The sequence below is a fragment of the Clostridium acidisoli DSM 12555 genome (genome assembly GCF_900176305.1).
Classification (GTDB): Bacteria; Bacillota; Clostridia; order Clostridiales; family Clostridiaceae; genus Clostridium_I; species Clostridium_I acidisoli.
Genome location: NZ_FWXH01000003.1, coordinates 507651 through 525990 on the forward strand (window position 1 = coordinate 507651; position 18340 = coordinate 525990).

An 18340-nucleotide genomic window follows, 5' to 3' on the forward strand; every position below is an offset into this window, starting at 1 on the left:
AAATTTGTGCGTACTTTAACTGTAAATTTGTTAGTGTTATGCTTTAAATGTATCACAAAGAAGAAAGGGTGTTTTAAATGATAATTGATAGCCATGCTCATGTAATGTTACCAATAGAAAAACAAATATTAACAATGGAAGAGGCTGGTGTTGATAAAACCATATTATTTTCTACAACGCCACATCCTGAAAAAGCCAATGATTTAAAATCATTGGAGAAGGAGTTAAGTTTATTAAACAATATATTAGCAAACAATAATGTTATAGATGAAAGAATTAAAAACATTAAGAGAACAACAAAAGAATTAAAAGAAGTTATAGATAAAAATCCAACAAAATTTATAGGGTTTGGACAAGTACCTTTATCGTTAACATATAATGAAACAGCTGACTGGATAAATAATAATGTAGTTAAAAATAATTTTTATGGATTAGGAGAATTTTCACCTGCATCTGGTGAAGTAAAAAGTTTAGAAGTGATTTTTAATGGATCTAATGAGCTAGGACATTTGCCTTTATGGGTTCATACTTTTCATCCATTAAATCTTTATGATATTAAAGAACTTGTGGAATTAGCTAAGAAATATCCCAAAGTTCCATTGATACTTGGACATATGGGTGGAATACATTGGATTGATGCAATAAAATTTGCTAAAGAAAACAGTAATGTTTATTTAGATTTATCAGCGGTATATACAACTTTTGCACCAACAATGGCAATTAAGGAATTACCTGAACGTACATTATTTAGTTCAGATGCTCCTTATGGTAGTCCTAAGATATTAAGAAACATGATTGAGATGATTAGTCCGAATAGAAGAGTATTTGAGAAGGTTATGGGTGAGAATATATTAAATTTGCTACAAATATAAAAAATAGCTTAATAGAATTACGCAAGAAAGTTGAGGCATTCCATAATTAATCATCTATATAAAGTAGGTGGTAATGGATGGTATAGCATTAGCCACTCAGATTGACAATGCAGCTATATGAAACTATAATTAAGTCATGAAAATTGATAATAGCATTAAGTTAATAGGACGAGTAAGAGAAAAAGCAAATGATTTTTTATTAAATGAACTTAAGCAAATAGGAATAGTAGATATAGCCACATCACACGGAGATATTTTATCCACTCTTTTTAAGTACAAAGAATGTACAATGACTGAACTATCAAATAGTATAAATAAAGATAGATCAACTGTAACAGCTTTGATAAATAAATTAACTAAGTTTGGGTATGTTTCATCAAAAAAAGATCCAGAGGATAATAGATCCACTATTATTTATCTCACTGAAAAAGGAAAGGAGTTAGAACCTAATTTTCAAAAAATATCAGAAAAATTGTATGAAAAAGAATATCAGGGAATTACTGATGAAGAAAAAGATATTTTTAATAAAATTTTAAAAAAAATATACAATAACTTTTAAAGGTTAGATGTTCTAATTTTAAATTTAGCATGATTAACTTTAAAATGAAGTGAAATTTAGTGAGGAAAAAATGAAATGAAATATGAAAAAATAAAAAATCAAATTAATAAATACATGGAGTCATATATAAAATTATGGGAGTTCAGTGGTAGTATTGCTGCTATTAAGGATGGAGAAATATTGTTTAAGAAAGCTTATGGATACGCTAATATTGAACATAAGGTTAAAACAATACTAATACTAAATATAAAATATGGTCTATTACAAAGCAATTTACAGCTGTAGCTATTTTAATCCTTGAGGAAAGGGGTTTATTAAAGGTAGAGGATAGCATAAAAAAGTATTTTTCAGATTGCAGTAATCTAAATCCTAAGATTACAATTCATCATTTATTAACTCATACTTCCGGGATATTTAACTACTCAAGCCTACCCGATTCTCAAAAAACTTTTCAAAGAGTTCATCATGAAAAATCTGAATTAATTAAATTGTTTACAGCTGAACCACTGGATTTTGAACCAGGAACGCAGTGGAATTACAGCAATACAGGATACTATCTTTTGGGCATAATAATTGAAAAATTATCAGGAAAGACATACAGTGAATTTTTAGCTGAAAATATTTTTCTGCCTCTTGGTATGTTTAATACAGGCGTGGAAGATGATAAAAGAATTGTTGAAAATAAAGCTTCTGGTTACTACTTAAATGGAAATGACCTGATTCATTGTAAGTACATTAATATGGATTTAATGTTTTCCTCTGGGGGTATGTATTCAACTATAGAAGATTTATTAATATGGAATGAGGCTCTAAACAATAATAAGTTAGTAAGTAAAGAGTCCATTGAAAAAATGAATACTCAATACAAAAATAACTATGGTTATGGCGTTGAGATAAATATATCTGATAATAGGAAAGATATTAGTCACAATGGAGGATTACAGGGATTTTTAACTGAAATTCATAGATATGTGGATGATGACTTTGCTATTGTGATTTTAAGTAATTACGGATTTACGGCTGTCAATAAATTATGTAGGGTAATTGAATCTATTACATTTGAAGAAAAATATGAAATGCCAACTAAACCTCCAATATTTCCTATAAGCGAAGACTTACTTGATAACTACCTGGGCGTATACGAAGATGATGGAGATAAAATAGAATTTAAAAAAGAGGACGATAATCTATTTTTAATTTTGGATGATGAGTATACCTTACCAGTTTATCCAATTAATGAAGACATTCTACATCATACATGGATAGATGAAGAATATACTTTTACAAAAGATGATGAAGGACAATTATATCTTTGGGGTAATAGGAAGAGATAAGAAAATATATGATAACTTTTAAAAAGGGCCATTGGCTCTTTTTTATTTTTTTCAATATATGTTAGGTCACATTCAGGTCATATTCGCATGATAAAGTAACCTTAAAGCAAATATGATAGGGGGAAAAATTATGAAGCTTGCATGGAAAGAAATTCGATTTAATAAAAAGAAATATATACTTATAGAACTTATACTTATAATGATGATGTTCATGGTAATATTTTTATCAGGACTTGCAAATGGTCTTGCAAGAGCAGTTAGTGCTGGAATTGATAATGCACCTGCACAAAATTACGTCCTAAGTACAGATGCACAGGATTTGATTTCGGTTTCAAGTGTTAATAATACCGATTTAGACAAGGTAAGGGAAGTTACAGGTGACAAGGTAACACCACTTGATCTTCAGATGACTAACATCAATAAAAAAGGTGATTCGAAAAAAATAAGTGTAACGTATTTTGCAATAAATCCAGAGGATTTTTTAAATCCAAAGGCAGTAGAGGGACAAAAACTTTCAGATAAAAAGGATACCATAGTTCTTGACTCATCTCTTAAGGATTCTGGAATCAAAGTAGGAGATGTAGTTAAAGATTCGTCAATTGGCACACAGTTTACAGTGGTTGGCTTTGCAAAAAACCAGATGTATGGACATGCACCTATAGGTTTTATAAGTTTAGATACCTATGCAGAACTTAAAAAATCAGCAAATCCAATGTCTTTAGTGGAACAAAAATATAATGCCCTTGCAATTAATGGAAAGGACATAAAAAATATAAAGGTTACCGGACTTGAAGTAGTTGACAGAAAAACAATCATAAAAAATATTCCTGGATACACAGCAGAGCAGATGACTATTAATATGATTTTATGGGTACTTGTTTTTGTATCAGCAGTGGTGTTAGGTGTATTTTTCTACATTATGACGCTTCAAAAGCATAAGGAGTTTGGTGTTACAAAGGCTATTGGAATGAATATGCTAGAAATTGCAGGCATTCAAATGTCTCAGATTTTAATCCTTGCAATTTTTGGAGTAATAATTGGAAATGCACTTGGATTTGGAATGGCATCAGTTCTTCCAAGCAGTATGCCATTTTATTTAAAAACCTCTAGTGCAGCAGAAATTTCAGGTGCCTTTATATTAATATCAATAGTATGTAGCCTAGTATCAATTAGAGAAATTGCAAAGGTTGATCCTATTACGATAATTGGAGGGAATTAAAATGAGTGAATATGCTATAGAATTAAAAAATATTTCAAAATCATATAAAGATGGTGATTCAGTAAATACTATTTTAAGCGATATATGTGTTAAAATAAAAAAAGGAGAGTTTGTTGCTATACTAGGTCCATCAGGTTCTGGAAAAAGCACTCTGCTTGCAATAGCAGGCATGCTTCTTTCTCAAAATAAAGGTGATATAATTATAGATGGCGATAATATGACGAATAAGAACCAAAAAGAGTGGACAAAAATAAGGAGAGAACGCATAGGCTTTATTTTTCAAAACCATCAGCTGCTACCTTATCTTACTACAGAGGAACAGTTAAAGCTAGTTGCAAACATGACTTCTTCAAAGGTAAATGTCAATGAGGAAATAGAGGAATTTCTTAAGGATCTAGGAATAGATGATTGCAGAAAAAAATATCCAAAGCAGATGTCAGGAGGCCAAAAGCAGAGAGTTGCAATTGCAAGGGCATTTATGAATAAGCCAGATATTATTTTGGCAGATGAACCTACTGCAAGTCTTGATGGCGCTAGAGGAAGACAGATTGCACAGATGATTAGACAAGAGGTTAAAAAGAAAAATACCGCGGCTATTATGGTTACTCATGATGAGCGTATATTAGACCTTGTTGATACTATATATCGTCTTGAAAATGGAAAACTTACAAAACAAGAAATGAAAGCAGTGGTGTAAAGTGTTTACAATACTTATTGTAGAAGATGATGAAGTACTAAATAAAATGATGAAGGCAAAGTTAAGGCAGGAACAATTTAAAGTTGTTTCTGCTTTTGATGGTGAAGAGGCACTCATAGAGATGGAAAAAGAGCATATAGACTTAGTCATATGTGATATTATGATGCCTAATATGGATGGGTATGAGCTTACGAGTGAGCTTAGAGAGGCTTATAAGACAATCCCTATTTTAATGGTAACGGCAAAGGGTCAGATGGAAGACCTAGAAAAGGGTTTTAAGGTTGGAACAGATGATTACATGGTAAAGCCAATTAATATGAAAGAGCTTGTACTAAGAGTTAATGCACTTCTTCGTCGAGCACAGATTGCAAGTGAAAAAAAGCTTGTAGTGGGAAGTGGTGTTTTAGACTACGATGCACTAACTGTTAAAATAGGCGAGGAAAGCTTTGAGCTTCCGCCTAAGGAATTTTATTTGCTATTTAAATTGCTTAGCAATCCAAATAAAATATTTACTAGGCTTGAGCTTTTAGATGAAATATGGGGAATGGATTCGGAGGTAGATGACCGCACTATAGATTCTCACATAAAGAAATTAAGACGTAAGTTTGAAAATTACTCTGACTTTAAAATTACTACAGTAAGGGGCTTAGGCTACAAGGCAAGTTTATAGGAGGGAAAAAATTATGCAAAAGCAAGCTGATAAAACTGAAAATAGAAAATACAGAATGTCCTTAAGGATATATTTCTCCATGATTTTTAGCATGATATTGAGCACAGTTTGTATTTTTTCCTTCATTTTTGTTTTTGCTGGAATGAAGCTGCTTTATCATGGAGCAATTAATATGGATGTTGTATTCATTGTATGTCTAATAATATGTGTACTTAACATGATAATCGGAAGTCTTGTGATGTGGAAAGGCTCACAGCATCTTACAAAGCCTATTGGGGTAATGAGTAAGGAAGTTAAAAAAGTAGCACAAGGTGACTTTAAAGCTTATATAAAAAGAAACGAGAAGTATCGCGGTAAGTATGAATTTTCAAATGAAATAGATGAACTTGCAGTTAACTTCAATAAAATGGCATCAGAGCTTAATGGAATGGACTACATGAAAAAGGACTTCGTAAGTAATGTGGCTCATGAAGTGCAGACGCCACTTGCAGCTATTTCTGGTTTTACAGAAATATTACTTACAGGTGGACTTACTAAAGAAGAAGAGCAGGAGTATCTTTCCCTGGTGAATAACGAATCGTTAAGACTTTCCAGGCTTTGTAAAAATATGATGAATATGTCTAGACTTGATAACCAGAGCATTGTTGTGAAAAAAGATAGGATACGCGTGGATGAACAACTTCGTAAGTGTATAATAATGCTTTCTGAAAAGTGGAGTGATAAAAATAGAAATTATGAGCTTGATTTTGATGAACTTACAGTACAGAGCGATGCAGATCTTTTAATGCAAATATGGTCAAATCTAATAGATAATGCAATTAAATACTCAGCTGAAAATACAACAATATGGATTAGCGGAAAAATAGAAGATGGCGTTTTAATTGTTAACATAAGAGATGAAGGCTTTGGAATAAGTCCTAAAAAACAGCCTAAAATCTTTGGAAAGTTTTATCAGGGTGATGAGTCACATAAAAAGACTGGAAATGGGTTAGGACTTGCCATTGTGAAAAAGATTGTGGAACTTCTAGGTGGAATTATCGCGTGCACAAGTGAAGAAGGCAAGGGTACTAATATGGAGGTAAGAATCCCAGTATAATTAAATTTTAATATTTTAGTTAGAAATGTATTGACACACTCAATTAAATTGTATACAATTTAATTGTAAGCCAATAAAATGCATTTAGAGAGGAGTAATTATTTATGGAAATTAAAGCAGTTAAATTGTATGAAGGTGGATTTATGACACAGGATTTTGCTTTTGGAGGAAGCTCAGATAAAGCTGAATTAGATTCAAAAAAGACTTATCCATCCAGCCTTCAAAATTATCTTATTGATACGGGTAAGGAAGTTATTTTGGTAGACACAGGTGTTCCAGCAGAGGTACCAGACACTGAACCTAAAGAAAATCAAAAGATTTATCAAGGGCATAAGATTGAAGATTATGTATCTGCCTTAAATTCACTTGGATATAAAAAGGAACAGGTAACAAAAATACTATTAACTCACAAGCATCCAGATCATTCAGGTGAATTAAGAAGTTTTCCAAATGCTAAGATTTATCTTTCTGCAGCAGAAGCAGATGCATTAAATTTAAATGGAGAAAATATTGTAAGAGTTAACTTTAAAGATGGTGCGTATCACAACTTTGAAAGCAGCGAGAAGATTTCAAATGGAATATACTTAATCCCGGCTCCAGGACATACTACTGGAAACAGTATTGTAATAGTTGAAAAAGAAGATATATTTTATATGATACATGGAGATGTAACTTATACAGATGAAGCACTTTTAGAAAATAAATTGTCTATTGTATTTGAAGATAAAGAGGCTGCAAAAGTTACTCTTGAAAAGGTTAGAAAGTTCATAAAAAATAATCCAACGGTTTATCTTTCTACTCATACCCCAAAAGCACTTGTAAATTTAGAAGAAACTAAAATAATGAGTCTGTAAAAATAACCTGTAAGGTAAACATTTTATTGTTAACTTTACAGGTTATTTTTATAGTAGTATGAACTACATCTTTAAATTCTATATAATTAAAAGGAAATTAAGTCTATTTGTAGAATAATTGAACTATAGGAAATGTTAAAACATATAAGATTGAGAGGGAAGAAACATGAGTCTTTTAGAGAGAATACAAGAATTAGGTGATATTCACGGTATTGATTTTATTGGCGTAGCGGGAATCAGTCAAGTTCAAAATGAAATTAAGCAAATTAGTGGTCAGTTGATATCTGATTTTCCAAGAGCACTATCTATTGGAATAGTATTGCAAGATAGTATTGTGAATCTTCTAAAAGATAGAGATACATATGAAAATGTACTTCAATATAAAATACATGCTTATGATGTAATAAATAGTCGACTAGATAATTTTGCTTCCATTGTTAGTTCTGTAATACAACGTAATGGTTATAAAGTAATGCCATTGCCAGCAGCAGAGCGTATAGATAGTAATAGAGTTTGTGCTTCAATATCACATAAACTTACCGCTAGATTAGCTGGTTTTGGATGGATAGGGAAAAACTGTCTTTTAATTAATCCTAAGTATGGCCCTAGAATAAGGTGGACTTCGATATTAACTGATGCTCCATTTGAAGAAAATAAAGAAATATTAGAAAGTAGATGTGGTAATTGCGATAGGTGTACTAAAATATGTCCTGCTCAAGCAATACTTGGTAGAAATTATGTAGAGCATGAACCACGTGAAGTAAGGTTTGATGTAAAAAAATGTGAAGAATATTTTATCAAAATTAAGGAAGAAGGCAAGCTCCAGATATGTGGTATGTGCCAATATGCTTGCCCATTTGGTAAAAAGTGATTAATAAAATTTCATTGTTTACGGGTTTTTATATAATTTCTTTTCAAAACAAACGGCAGCAGCGTTATTAGCATATTTACCATAGTTATTTATACGGTGATAACCACTACCCTCATAAAAATCAACTGCTCTTTCATTTATTAATCTTGTCTCAAGCCAAATAGAAGAATACCCTAATATTCTAGCTTTTGCTTCTAAATAACTTAATATTTTAGTTCCAATTCCCATGCCTTTGACTTTTGAATAAACTCTCTTCATTTCAGCAATATTATCACTAATAGGACGTATAGCACCACAACCAATAGCCTCACCATTTTCAGCGTAAGCTATTATAAATGTGGCACGAGGAACACAGACATCATTTGTATTAAAGGAATTTTTTCCACTGTCACCTGTTATAACTTTTAAAGTCTGTGACAATTCATCCATTAATTTTAGAGCATCCAAATCTTCTGGACTTTTTTCTATAATTTTCATATTAAAATTCCCCCAATTGTATAGAATAAATTAAAAAATTTATACACTGCCCATTAATAACTAAAAATTTAGATATTAATGGGCAATTGATTATATCTATATCTAATGCATTACCATTCCACCGTCAACATTTATAACTTGACCTGTAATATATTCAGACATATTTGAAACTAGAAACAAAACTGCATTTGCTACAGATTCAGAACTACCATATGTTTTCATTGGAATTTTAGACAATATTTCTTGACTTATTTTATCAGAAAGTTTAGATGTCATATCAGTAGAAATATATCCAGGCGCAATGGCATTTACAGTTATGCCTCGGTCTGCTAATTCTCTAGCAACTGTTTTTGTAAAACCAATAAGTCCAGCTTTAGAGGCAGAGTAATTTGCTTGCCCAACATTACCTGTTAGGCCTACTACACTTGCTATATTTACTATATTACCTGATTTTTGTTTTAACATATGTTTAGATACGAATTTAGTACAATTAAATGCTCCTGTAAGATTTATATTAAGCACCTTATCCCAGTTTTCTTTTTTCATCGTCATCATTATACCATCACTTGTAATACCTGCATTGTTTACTAAAATATCTATTCTCTTAAATTTATCAATTATACATTTTACAACTTCTTTTGTTGATTCTTCTGAGCTTACATCATGTTTTAATCCTAAAGTTTCAATATTATAAGCTAATGATATTTCATTTGCTACTTGGTTTGCTCTATCTTCATTAGTACCAGTTATAACTACTGTAACCTTCTCTTCCCCTAATTTTTCGGCAATAGCCCTGCCTAGCCCCCGAGTACCTCCAGTTATTAAAGCTATTTTATTACTTAAACCTAAATCAGACATATTTTACCTCCCTTGATATGTATAATACAATTTGGTATTGTTTAATTATAACATTAAATTCTGTATAATTTAAAGGAAATTAAGTCTATTTGTAGAATAGTGGTACTAGATGAAATGCTAAGAAATATGGCATAATGAACATAATGGGAAGTGAATTAATATGATTAAAGCAATATTATTTGATTTTGATGGTGTATTAACGACTGATTCAACTGGGTCACAGTCGATATGTAATTACATTTGTAAGGAAACTGGCTTAGATACAGAAGTATTTAAGAAAGAGTATTGTAAATACAATGATGACCTTTTGTACGGAAAAATCAATCATGAAAATATTTGGGAAACATTGTGTAAAGGACTAAATACAAAAATCGATATAAGTATATTATATAAATCCTTTATAAATACTCCTATAGATAGTCAAATGATAGCACTTATAGATAAACTGAAAAAGCAGAGCTATAAAATTGGCATGGTTACTGACAACAAGAAGGATCGCATAGATGACATTGTTAAATATTATGATTGGAATAAAACATTTGATGCAATCACTATTTCGGCGGATGTTGGATCAGGAAAAGATTGTAATGAGATTTTTGAGAAAATTGTGAAGTGCTTTAATGTAACTCCTGATGAGTGCGTATTCATTGATAATCAAGAAAAAAATCTTATTATTCCTAAAAGTATGGGAATGAATGTTATTTATTTTGATCATGAAAAAAGAAATTATGAAAGACTTATTCAAGAACTTAAGAATTTATCAATTGAAGAAATTTAATATAATTGCAAGGATATAAAATCAATATGAATGACGGAGGAGAAGATGGAAAAACATAACAAAAACACAACAAAAGGATTAGTTTTATCAATAATAACTTGCTTTGTATTTGTATTAGTATATTGGATTTCATTTTATGAACTATATACTTTATGTAAATTCGGAAGAGTTAAACATAATGTAACAATATTATTAGGTTGTATGGTGTTTTTTTTGGCATTTTTTATAATCCTAATAATTAGAGTTATAAAAATGAAAGAGATTAAAGAGCAACAAGGTGAAGATAGATGGGAGGAACATTCTCGCTCAAAAATAATACGGATTTGTGCAGTGGTAATAAGTATAGTGATTATAACATGTTTTTATGGAGTGAAAATATATAATAGTTCAATAAATTACAATGGAAAGTTGTCATGGGTCTTACGTGATTTAAAAAATAAAAAAAGTGTAGAACTTGAACATAATAATATATATGAAACTGGCATAGAAGGGATACTTACGGATATTAATAAAAAAATCAATATGCCTGAAAAATTATATGTTGCAAGTAATTTTAGTCTTACTTTTGATTCCAATGGGAAGATTACAACTTTTGATACATATGTTTACGGGAAAAACGATAAAGGTAAATTGGAAAGTTATTTAATAAGTTATAACAGTAATAATTCAAAAAATATAACTATAATTTTAAATGGCTATGTAAATGCAAATTATAGTAATGATAAGCTTTTAGAACCATTAATTAAGACGGTGAAGGTAATTCCACTTAAGAAAACAGTAAGCAGTTGGAATGAAAAGCAGTATGGTATTCTTTATTATGGAAAACGAAGCTTTGGATACAACACACAAGGTATTGTTTATATTGATTCAAAGGGGAAGGTAAATTCACCCACTAATGCTTATTCTGAAATAGTAGGATACATCGTTTCTGTATATGTACCAGGTAAAGAAAATCAATATCCGCCTGTTAGATATAATTTAGTAAGTAATTTAAATAATATTAAAACACCAGAGCCATCAACAGAAAATAAAAACATTTTTGATCAATCCTATAATACTTCAAATAAATTTTATTTATCAAAGCAAGTTGGGTATCGCTTAGAAATAACGGCGGCTGCAGCTGGAAGTAGATCTTATTCATTAACTGGAACTAGAGATGGCGGAACCACATGGAATACAATAAATGCAGATCCATTCTCTGGGAAGATTGGAGTTGCAGCAGGAATAACCTTTTTAAATGATAAACTTGGATTTTTATGTTTATCTTATAGTGGAGGAACAAATGGACAATTATATCGTACAGAAGATGGAGGTGTAACGTATAAGATGGTTAATTTTCCAGAAATAAAAGTAGCATTAAAAAGTGGAGAATCCTATAATCCTTTTGATTTACCCGGTATGCCTTATAAAAAAGATGGCAGCCTTAATGTGCTAGTTGGAGAAGGATCTGATGGAGATTATAATGGAAATAGTAAAGCTTTGTACCAATCAAAAGATAACGGAATAACATGGCAGTATGTAAAAGAAGTAAATAAAAATTAACACATTTTCATGTTTTTTTGTGCCTTTAGCACAGCGAAAGGAATGATTGTTTTTATGAAAGAATACATAGTAGATAACATTAACAATAAGATGAGATATCATGATTTACCTGGTGAAGATACGCCAATATTATTTATTCATGGCTTAGGCTGTGCTGGTTCATTTGATTATCCTGAAGTAGCAGCACAAACTGATTTAATAAATCACAGGCGAATATTAATAGACTTGCTTGGTAGTGGATTTAGTGATAAACCAGACAACTATTTATATACCGTAAAAGAGCATGCAAATTATTTGTATAATTTTGTACAAGACTTAAAGCTTGATAAGATTATTATTTTTGCACATAGTTTAGGTGGAGCAATTGCACTTGAACTTGCTAATAAATGTAAAGAGAATATCGAAACAATTATTCTTAGTGAAGCTAATTTAGATAAAAGTAGTCAAGGTTCATCAAGTTATGAATTTGGGACCTATCCAGAGGAAGATTTTATAAATGGGATATTTGATGAAATTGTCAATGAAAATTCTAGTGAAAGTTCTATGTGGATAGCCACATTATCGGTTTGCTCTTCTACCGCAATTAGTAGAATTTCAAGGTCAGCAGTTGATGGAGCAGATCCGTCATGGCGTGAAATATTATATTCATTGAGATGCAAAAGTACATTCATTTTTGGTGAAAACTCTTTACCAGATAATAATAAAATTGAGCTAGAGAGACACATGATAAATACCGAAATTGTAAAATCAGCAGGACACGCTATGGCTTGGGAAAATCCAAAGGGATTAGCAGAAGCAATTAAGAAAGGTATTCTTTATTCACGAGAATTATAGGCTTTAGAAATGAATTGAATTTAAGGTTGAGTAATATAATAAAAGAAAAATTATGGGAGGATATTACTATGATGAAAAATCCAGAGCAAACAATTGGAAATCTAATTGATAAATCAACACTAACCTTTATTAGTTATATTGATGAAGAAGGATACCCAATAACAAAAGCCATGTTGAAGCCAAGAGAGAGAGAGGGCATTAAAACATTTTGGCTTTCAACCAATACATCTTCTAATAAAGTTAAGTTTTTTAGAGACAACCCTAAGGCAAGCATTTATTTTGTTGATAAAAGATTCTTTCGTGGAGTAAGTTTGGTTGGTACAATTGAGGTTTTAGAAACATCGGAAGCCAAAGAAAGAATATGGAGAGAGGGTGACACTATGTACTATAAAGAAGGGGTAACAGATTTAGACTATTGTGTCATGAAATTTACTGTTCTTAGAGGTAGATATTATAGCAATCTTAAGTCAGAAGACTTTGTAGTGTAATTGATAAACAAAATTCTAATTTGAAGTGGAGAATAAGAATAAATATGGATAGTGTATATGTAACTTGCCCCCAATTTGAAGATAAACGATTCAAATTAAGATTTATTTCAATAGATGATTGCGATGACTTGCTAAAAGTATATTCTGATAAAAAAGCAGTTCCTTTATTTAATAGTGATAATTGTGGTGGAGATGATTTTTACTATAATACGCGTGAAAGAATGAAGCAGGCTCTTGATTATTGGAAATTGGAATATGAGCAGAAAGGTTTTGTAAGATGGTCTATTGTAGATAAAAAATATAACGTTTTAATTGGAACAATAGAATTATTTCATAGAGATTCTAAAGATTATTTTAATAATTGCGGCCTTCTTCGTTTAGATTTGAGAAGTGATTATGAAATCAAGGACAATATAATAGATATTTTAAAATTGATTATCGATAAAACTTATCCATTGTTTGGATGTGACATGATAGCAACAAAGGCATTTTCTATTGGAAGTGAAAGAATAATAGCTTTAAAGGAATTAGGTTTTATACCTACTGAAGAAAAGTTGGTTGGACATGATGGGACGGAATATTCATCATATTATTTTAAAAAGAGATAAGTTTCAATTTTTTAATGGGAGATATGTATGTGTGGAGTATGCGATAGAATTCAAGAAACGCTTGAAGGGAAAAACAGATATTTTGTTAAGAAGTTAAAAACTGGGTATGTCGTATTAGGGGATTATCAACGTTTTAAAGGGTATACTTTATTTTTATGTAAGGCACATGCTACTGAAATACATTTTTTGGAGAAGGATTTTAGAGAGAAGTTTTTAAATGAAATGTCGTTAGTGGCTGAGGCTACTTACAATGCATTTAAATAACGATAAATTTCTAATTTAATGTTAAGTATTATAGATAGTAATTTGTAGGAGAGGTTTTATGGCAAAAGTTAGAGTCATTGTATTTGATTTATTTGAGACATTGCTCCATGATATTAAATTCGATTTTGATTCGGGTTTATCTTATCTACATGAAAATATTTTATCAAAAAATACTGATAAAGTTCAATTCCTAAATTATGCAGTTACATATTGGAAAGAACTCTATGATAAAAGAAGCGAAGATAATACAGAATTGGCATTTGAAGATGAACTTTTAGATTTTAAAAATAAATATGGTTTTAAAGTGAATTACCCGTTAGAAGAAATTTTGTATAATTGTGCACTTGAAATAAATACTACTGAATTGTTTAATGACACTATTTCTACCTTAGAGCAACTTAAGTTGTTAGAAATTCCAGTTTACTTATTAAGTAATTCCATATTTAAAAAGAATGTAATGAAAAAATTCATTAACCAATATGATTTAGAAAAATATTTTATTAATATACACTTTAGTGCGGATTATAAGATAAGAAAGCCGCATAAAGATTTATTTAAAATTGTATTTGATGATATTAAGAAGTATGATACTAGCATTGAAATGGAGCAAGTTTACTTCATTGGGGATAACTTTGAAGCTGATGTTCTAGGGTCTGAGAATTTTGGCTTTACACCAGTTTTTATAAACCGTAAATATGATACTGATATTAATAACAAAAATTTTATTGAGATTAAATCCCTAAATGAATTATTAGAATTAATTAGATAAATTCAAATTTAAGAGGTGGTAATATGATTTATTTGAAAGAAGCAAATGTAGAAGATGTTGAAAAAGAGTATCAATTTCTTAAAGATACACCTGCATATGAAAATGGTTTTGAAAACAAATATAATGAATTTTCCTATGAAGATTTTATTAATCGAGCATTGCCAGGAATTATAAAATATTCTAAAGGTATAGGTTTACCTAATGGTTATGTACCACAGACGTTATATTTTTTATGGGATGACAATAATATTGTTGGTTTATTCAAGATAAGGCACTGGTTAACAGATTCTTTAAGAAATGGTGCGGGACATATTGGATATGGTATTCATAAAAGCTATCGAGGTAAAGGGTATGCTACTAAAGGATTGACATTAGCAATAGTAAAGGCAAAAGATATTATAAAGGAAGATGAAATTTATTTGAGTGTTCATATCGACAATCCTGCTTCATTAAAAGTACAACTGAATAACCAGGCTTATTTACATCATTCTGATGAAAAAGAACATCATACAAGAATAAAAATAAGATAGATTCATTATATAAGTAAAAAGATATATTACAACTTTAGGAATTAATATTAAGTGAGGAGAATGATGATATGAAAATTGTTCTTATTTATGGGCAGAATCATAAAGGCTCTACTTATAATATAGGAAGGATGCTGGCGAAGAAACTCACTGGAGATATTAAGGAATTTTTCCTTCCAAGGGATTTTGATCAATTTTGTGTTGGGTGTACTAATTGTATTATAAAGCAAGAGTCACTTTGTCCACATTATGAAAAATTGCTTCCAATAACGAAGGCTATAGATAATGCAGATGTGTTGATTTTTGCAAGTCCAGTATATGTATTCCATGCTACAGGACCCATGAAGACGTTACTTGATCATTATGGATACCGCTATATGGTGCATCGACCGGAGGAAAAAATGTTTTCAAAACAGGCGGTATGCATTTCAACAGCAGCAGGCGCAGGTATGAAATCCACAAATAAGGATATGGCGGATAGTTTGTTCTTCTGGGGTATTCCAAAGATTTATAAATATGGTGTTGCAGTTCGGGCAACTTCTTATGAGAAGATTGATGATAAGACAAAAAAGAAGATAGAGCGAAAAACGACGATAATGGCAAATAAAATAAATAAAAGAAATGGGAAAGTCAAGCCTGGAATTAAGACAATTGGCTTCTTTTTCATTATGCGAATGATGCAGAAAAGTAGTTGGAATGAGGCGGATAAGGTATATTGGAATAAAAAAGGGTGGACAGGTAAACAACGTCCTTGGAAGTGAAAAGAGAGGTATTTTAAATGATAAAACAAAAAAATTAAAGGAGGACTTTATGAAACGTATATTAGTTACAGGTGGAACTGTATTTGTTAGTAAATATGTAGCAAGATATTTTGAGACAAAAAATTATGAAGTTTATGTTTTAAATAGGGGCACAAAACAGCAATTGGAGAATGTCAATTTTATATGTGCAGATAGAAATAATTTGGAAGATTCTTTACTAAAATATTCTTTTGATGCCGTAATCGACGTATGTGGATATAATCAGAAGGATATTAGAAATATATTAGATGGATTAGGTCAATTTAAGGATTATATATTTATTAGTTCTTCTGCCGTTTATCCTGAAACAAATGAGCAGCCATTTTCTGAAAATCAAAAGCTTGGTTTGAATTCTATCTGGGGCAAATATGGAACTGATAAGATAGAAGCGGAAGAATATCTACTTTCAAGAGTTCCGAATTCATATATTTTAAGACCTCCATATCTATATGGACCAATGCAAAACGTATATAGAGAGCCATTTGTATTTGAATGCGCTTTAAAAAACAGGAAATTTTATATTCCTAACGATGGGAAGATGAAATTACAATTTTTTCATGTAGATGATTTGTGTAAAGTTATTGAAAAAATTCTAGAAAACCACCCTAAGGAACATATATTAAATGTTGGAAATACAGAAGTGGTAGATATAAATACATTTGTTGAACTATGTTATAAAGTGGTAGGGACTCCGTTAGAAAAAATATATGTAACTAACCATGATAATCAAAGAGATTATTTTAGTTTTTATAATTATGAATATATCTTAGATGTCTCAAAACAAAACGAATTATTACCAGAGCAAAAGAATTTATTTGAAGGATTAAAAGAGTCTTACCAATGGTTTAAATGCCATCCTCACGAATTTGTAAAAAAGGGATATATCGAATTTATTCAACAAAATTTTGAGTAATTTATTTTAATGATAATTTAAATATTAATTTTGTAGATAGTAGCATGTTAAATATAAAGTTAGCAGAACTAGACAATGCTAAGATAATAAATGAAGAAGGGTTAAAAGCTATGAAATACGAAATTATACACTTAATAAAAGAGAAATGGAAAGGAACTGTAATTCCAATAAAATATACAACAGATAAGTATTATGATGTTATAGTAAATAAAACAGATAAAGGATTTGCTATCGATATAGAAAAGAAAAACTTTACAGAGCCAGTAACTTATACTCTAGAAGAATATGATTTGAAAGATAGATTATATGAAAATTTCAGGGAGAATGTTTATGCTTGGGGTGTGGTAGTTAATTTTGAATTAGTTGCTGCAATTGAAACTAATCAAGAATTAGGGCCTAATCGTCTAAGAATTATAGAACTTTGGGTAGCAGAAGAATATCAAAAGCAAGGAATAGGTCATGAACTAATTGAAATAGCCAAGGAACAAGCAAGAAGGGAACGTCGTCGTGTTATTATACTAGAAACACAATCTTGTAATGTTAATGCAGTAGACTTTTATCAGCATGAAGGCTTTAGCTTGATTGGTATAGACACTTGTTGCTACAAGAATAATGATTCACAAAGAAAAGAAGTAAAGCTAGAATTTGGATGGTTATTAAAAGAAAAGAAAAAATTTAATAACGATGAAATAGAGGTTAGAATGGAAACACCGGATGATTGGTACAAGGTAGAATTAATGACACAGCATGCATTTTGGAATAAACATCATCTTGGATGTGACGAACACTACCTTGTGCATAAAATGCGTCAAGATAAAGACTATCTTCCAGAACTAAGCAGAATAGCTGTAAAGGATGGAGAAGTAATAGGATGTATAATGTATTCAAAGGCAAGAGTTGTTGATGCGTCAGATATACATGAAATTATAACATTTGGACCTCTTTGTGTAGATCCTAAATGGCAAGGATGTGGAGTTGGTGAACTGTTATTAAGGGAAACAATGAAATTAGCTGCAGATAAAGGGTATAAAGGGATTGTAATTTTTGGAGAGCCAGATTATTACCCTAGAGTAGGATTTAAAACATGTGACAATTTCAATATTACAACGGCTGACGGTAAAAATTTTGACGCATTTATGGGAATTGAATTAGGAAAAGATAGCATGAAATACATAAAAGGAAAATTTTACGAATCCAAAGTTTTTGATAATCTTCCAAAGGAAGAAGTAGAAGAATATAATAAAAAATTTTCTAAACTACAAAAATTAAGATTTCCAGGACAATGGGATTAACAAAAGCTTAATTCACAT

At 30.5% G+C, this 18340-nt stretch carries 23 protein-coding genes; 21 read left to right on the top strand and 2 right to left on the bottom strand.

The annotated features are described in order from the left end of the window. Positions 1–77 precede the first annotated feature (77 nt). The 10 genes from B8978_RS07525 (at position 78) to B8978_RS07570 (ending at position 8172) form a co-directional block, all read left to right on the top strand. On the top strand, positions 78–872 hold the full coding sequence (locus B8978_RS07525; protein ID WP_084115020.1) for an amidohydrolase family protein: 795 nt from the start codon (positions 78–80) through the stop codon (positions 870–872). Positions 873–1008: 136 nt separating this feature from the next. Continuing rightward, positions 1009–1431: a MarR family winged helix-turn-helix transcriptional regulator gene (locus B8978_RS07530; RefSeq protein WP_084115021.1), complete on the top strand. Its 423-nt coding sequence runs from the start codon at positions 1009–1011 to the stop codon at positions 1429–1431. A 75-nt stretch (positions 1432–1506) separates the two neighbouring features. Continuing rightward, positions 1507–1716 (top strand): hypothetical protein, encoded by a 210-nt coding sequence (locus B8978_RS07535; protein ID WP_084115022.1) that lies wholly within the window; start codon positions 1507–1509, stop codon positions 1714–1716. 2 nt (positions 1717–1718) lie between these two features. Next, positions 1719–2765 carry a serine hydrolase domain-containing protein gene (locus tag B8978_RS07540; protein WP_341435454.1) on the top strand — a complete coding sequence of 349 codons (1047 nt, stop codon included), beginning with the start codon at positions 1719–1721 and terminating at the stop codon, positions 2763–2765. Between the two features lie 130 nt (positions 2766–2895). Next, positions 2896–3984 (top strand): ABC transporter permease, encoded by a 1089-nt coding sequence (locus B8978_RS07545; RefSeq protein ID WP_084115024.1) that lies wholly within the window; start codon positions 2896–2898, stop codon positions 3982–3984. A 1-nt stretch (position 3985) separates the two neighbouring features. Further along, a complete protein-coding gene (locus B8978_RS07550) occupies positions 3986–4681 on the top strand; it encodes an ABC transporter ATP-binding protein (RefSeq protein ID WP_084115025.1) in 696 nt (231 codons plus the stop codon). 1 nt (position 4682) lies between these two features. Next, positions 4683–5351, top strand: a complete 669-nt coding sequence (locus B8978_RS07555) for a response regulator transcription factor (RefSeq protein ID WP_084115026.1) — start codon at positions 4683–4685, stop codon at positions 5349–5351. A 13-nt stretch (positions 5352–5364) separates the two neighbouring features. After that, the gene (locus B8978_RS07560; RefSeq protein WP_084115027.1) at positions 5365–6447 is read left to right on the top strand and encodes a HAMP domain-containing sensor histidine kinase; all 1083 of its coding nucleotides are present in this window, start codon (positions 5365–5367) and stop codon (positions 6445–6447) included. Between the two features lie 104 nt (positions 6448–6551). Then, a complete protein-coding gene (locus B8978_RS07565) occupies positions 6552–7301 on the top strand; it encodes an MBL fold metallo-hydrolase (RefSeq protein WP_084115028.1) in 750 nt (249 codons plus the stop codon). Between the two features lie 166 nt (positions 7302–7467). Then, positions 7468–8172, top strand: coding sequence for a 4Fe-4S double cluster binding domain-containing protein (locus B8978_RS07570; protein ID WP_084115029.1), 705 nt, complete (start codon positions 7468–7470; stop codon positions 8170–8172). 18 nt (positions 8173–8190) lie between these two features. Here B8978_RS07570 and B8978_RS07575 read toward each other — a convergent pair whose 3' ends face one another. Continuing rightward, the gene (locus B8978_RS07575) at positions 8191–8649 is read right to left on the bottom strand and encodes a GNAT family N-acetyltransferase (protein WP_084115030.1); all 459 of its coding nucleotides are present in this window, start codon (positions 8647–8649) and stop codon (positions 8191–8193) included. Positions 8650–8751: 102 nt separating this feature from the next. Beyond that, entirely contained in the window at positions 8752–9507 is a 756-nt protein-coding gene (gene fabG, locus B8978_RS07580) for a 3-oxoacyl-[acyl-carrier-protein] reductase (protein WP_084115031.1), read from the bottom strand. 160 nt (positions 9508–9667) lie between these two features. Between fabG and B8978_RS07585 the strand changes: the two genes are divergently transcribed. The 11 genes from B8978_RS07585 to B8978_RS07635 all read left to right on the top strand — a co-directional run bounded on the left by B8978_RS07585 (position 9668) and on the right by B8978_RS07635 (position 18322). Beyond that, a complete protein-coding gene (locus B8978_RS07585) occupies positions 9668–10285 on the top strand; it encodes an HAD family hydrolase (RefSeq protein ID WP_084115032.1) in 618 nt (205 codons plus the stop codon). 45 nt (positions 10286–10330) lie between these two features. After that, positions 10331–11827, top strand: a complete 1497-nt coding sequence (locus tag B8978_RS07590; RefSeq protein WP_084115033.1) for a hypothetical protein — start codon at positions 10331–10333, stop codon at positions 11825–11827. A gap of 54 nt (positions 11828–11881) precedes the next feature. Continuing rightward, positions 11882–12661 (top strand): alpha/beta fold hydrolase, encoded by a 780-nt coding sequence (locus B8978_RS07595; RefSeq protein ID WP_084115034.1) that lies wholly within the window; start codon positions 11882–11884, stop codon positions 12659–12661. Between the two features lie 71 nt (positions 12662–12732). Beyond that, on the top strand, positions 12733–13149 hold the full coding sequence (locus B8978_RS07600) for a pyridoxamine 5'-phosphate oxidase family protein (RefSeq protein WP_084115117.1): 417 nt from the start codon (positions 12733–12735) through the stop codon (positions 13147–13149). 44 nt (positions 13150–13193) lie between these two features. Then, positions 13194–13757, top strand: coding sequence for a GNAT family N-acetyltransferase (locus B8978_RS07605; protein ID WP_084115035.1), 564 nt, complete (start codon positions 13194–13196; stop codon positions 13755–13757). Positions 13758–13784: 27 nt separating this feature from the next. Continuing rightward, the gene (locus tag B8978_RS07610; protein WP_176212638.1) at positions 13785–14021 is read left to right on the top strand and encodes a hypothetical protein; all 237 of its coding nucleotides are present in this window, start codon (positions 13785–13787) and stop codon (positions 14019–14021) included. Positions 14022–14079: 58 nt separating this feature from the next. Beyond that, entirely contained in the window at positions 14080–14790 is a 711-nt protein-coding gene (locus tag B8978_RS07615; RefSeq protein WP_084115036.1) for an HAD family hydrolase, read from the top strand. Between the two features lie 23 nt (positions 14791–14813). After that, positions 14814–15320: a GNAT family N-acetyltransferase gene (locus B8978_RS07620; protein WP_084115037.1), complete on the top strand. Its 507-nt coding sequence runs from the start codon at positions 14814–14816 to the stop codon at positions 15318–15320. A 68-nt stretch (positions 15321–15388) separates the two neighbouring features. Then, complete coding sequence (locus B8978_RS07625; RefSeq protein ID WP_084115038.1) at positions 15389–16078, top strand: NAD(P)H-dependent oxidoreductase; 690 nt, start codon at positions 15389–15391, stop codon at positions 16076–16078. 49 nt (positions 16079–16127) lie between these two features. Further along, complete coding sequence (locus B8978_RS07630; protein ID WP_084115039.1) at positions 16128–17030, top strand: NAD-dependent epimerase/dehydratase family protein; 903 nt, start codon at positions 16128–16130, stop codon at positions 17028–17030. A 44-nt stretch (positions 17031–17074) separates the two neighbouring features. Further along, on the top strand, positions 17075–18322 hold the full coding sequence (locus tag B8978_RS07635) for a GNAT family N-acetyltransferase (protein WP_084115040.1): 1248 nt from the start codon (positions 17075–17077) through the stop codon (positions 18320–18322). Positions 18323–18340 lie beyond the last annotated feature (18 nt).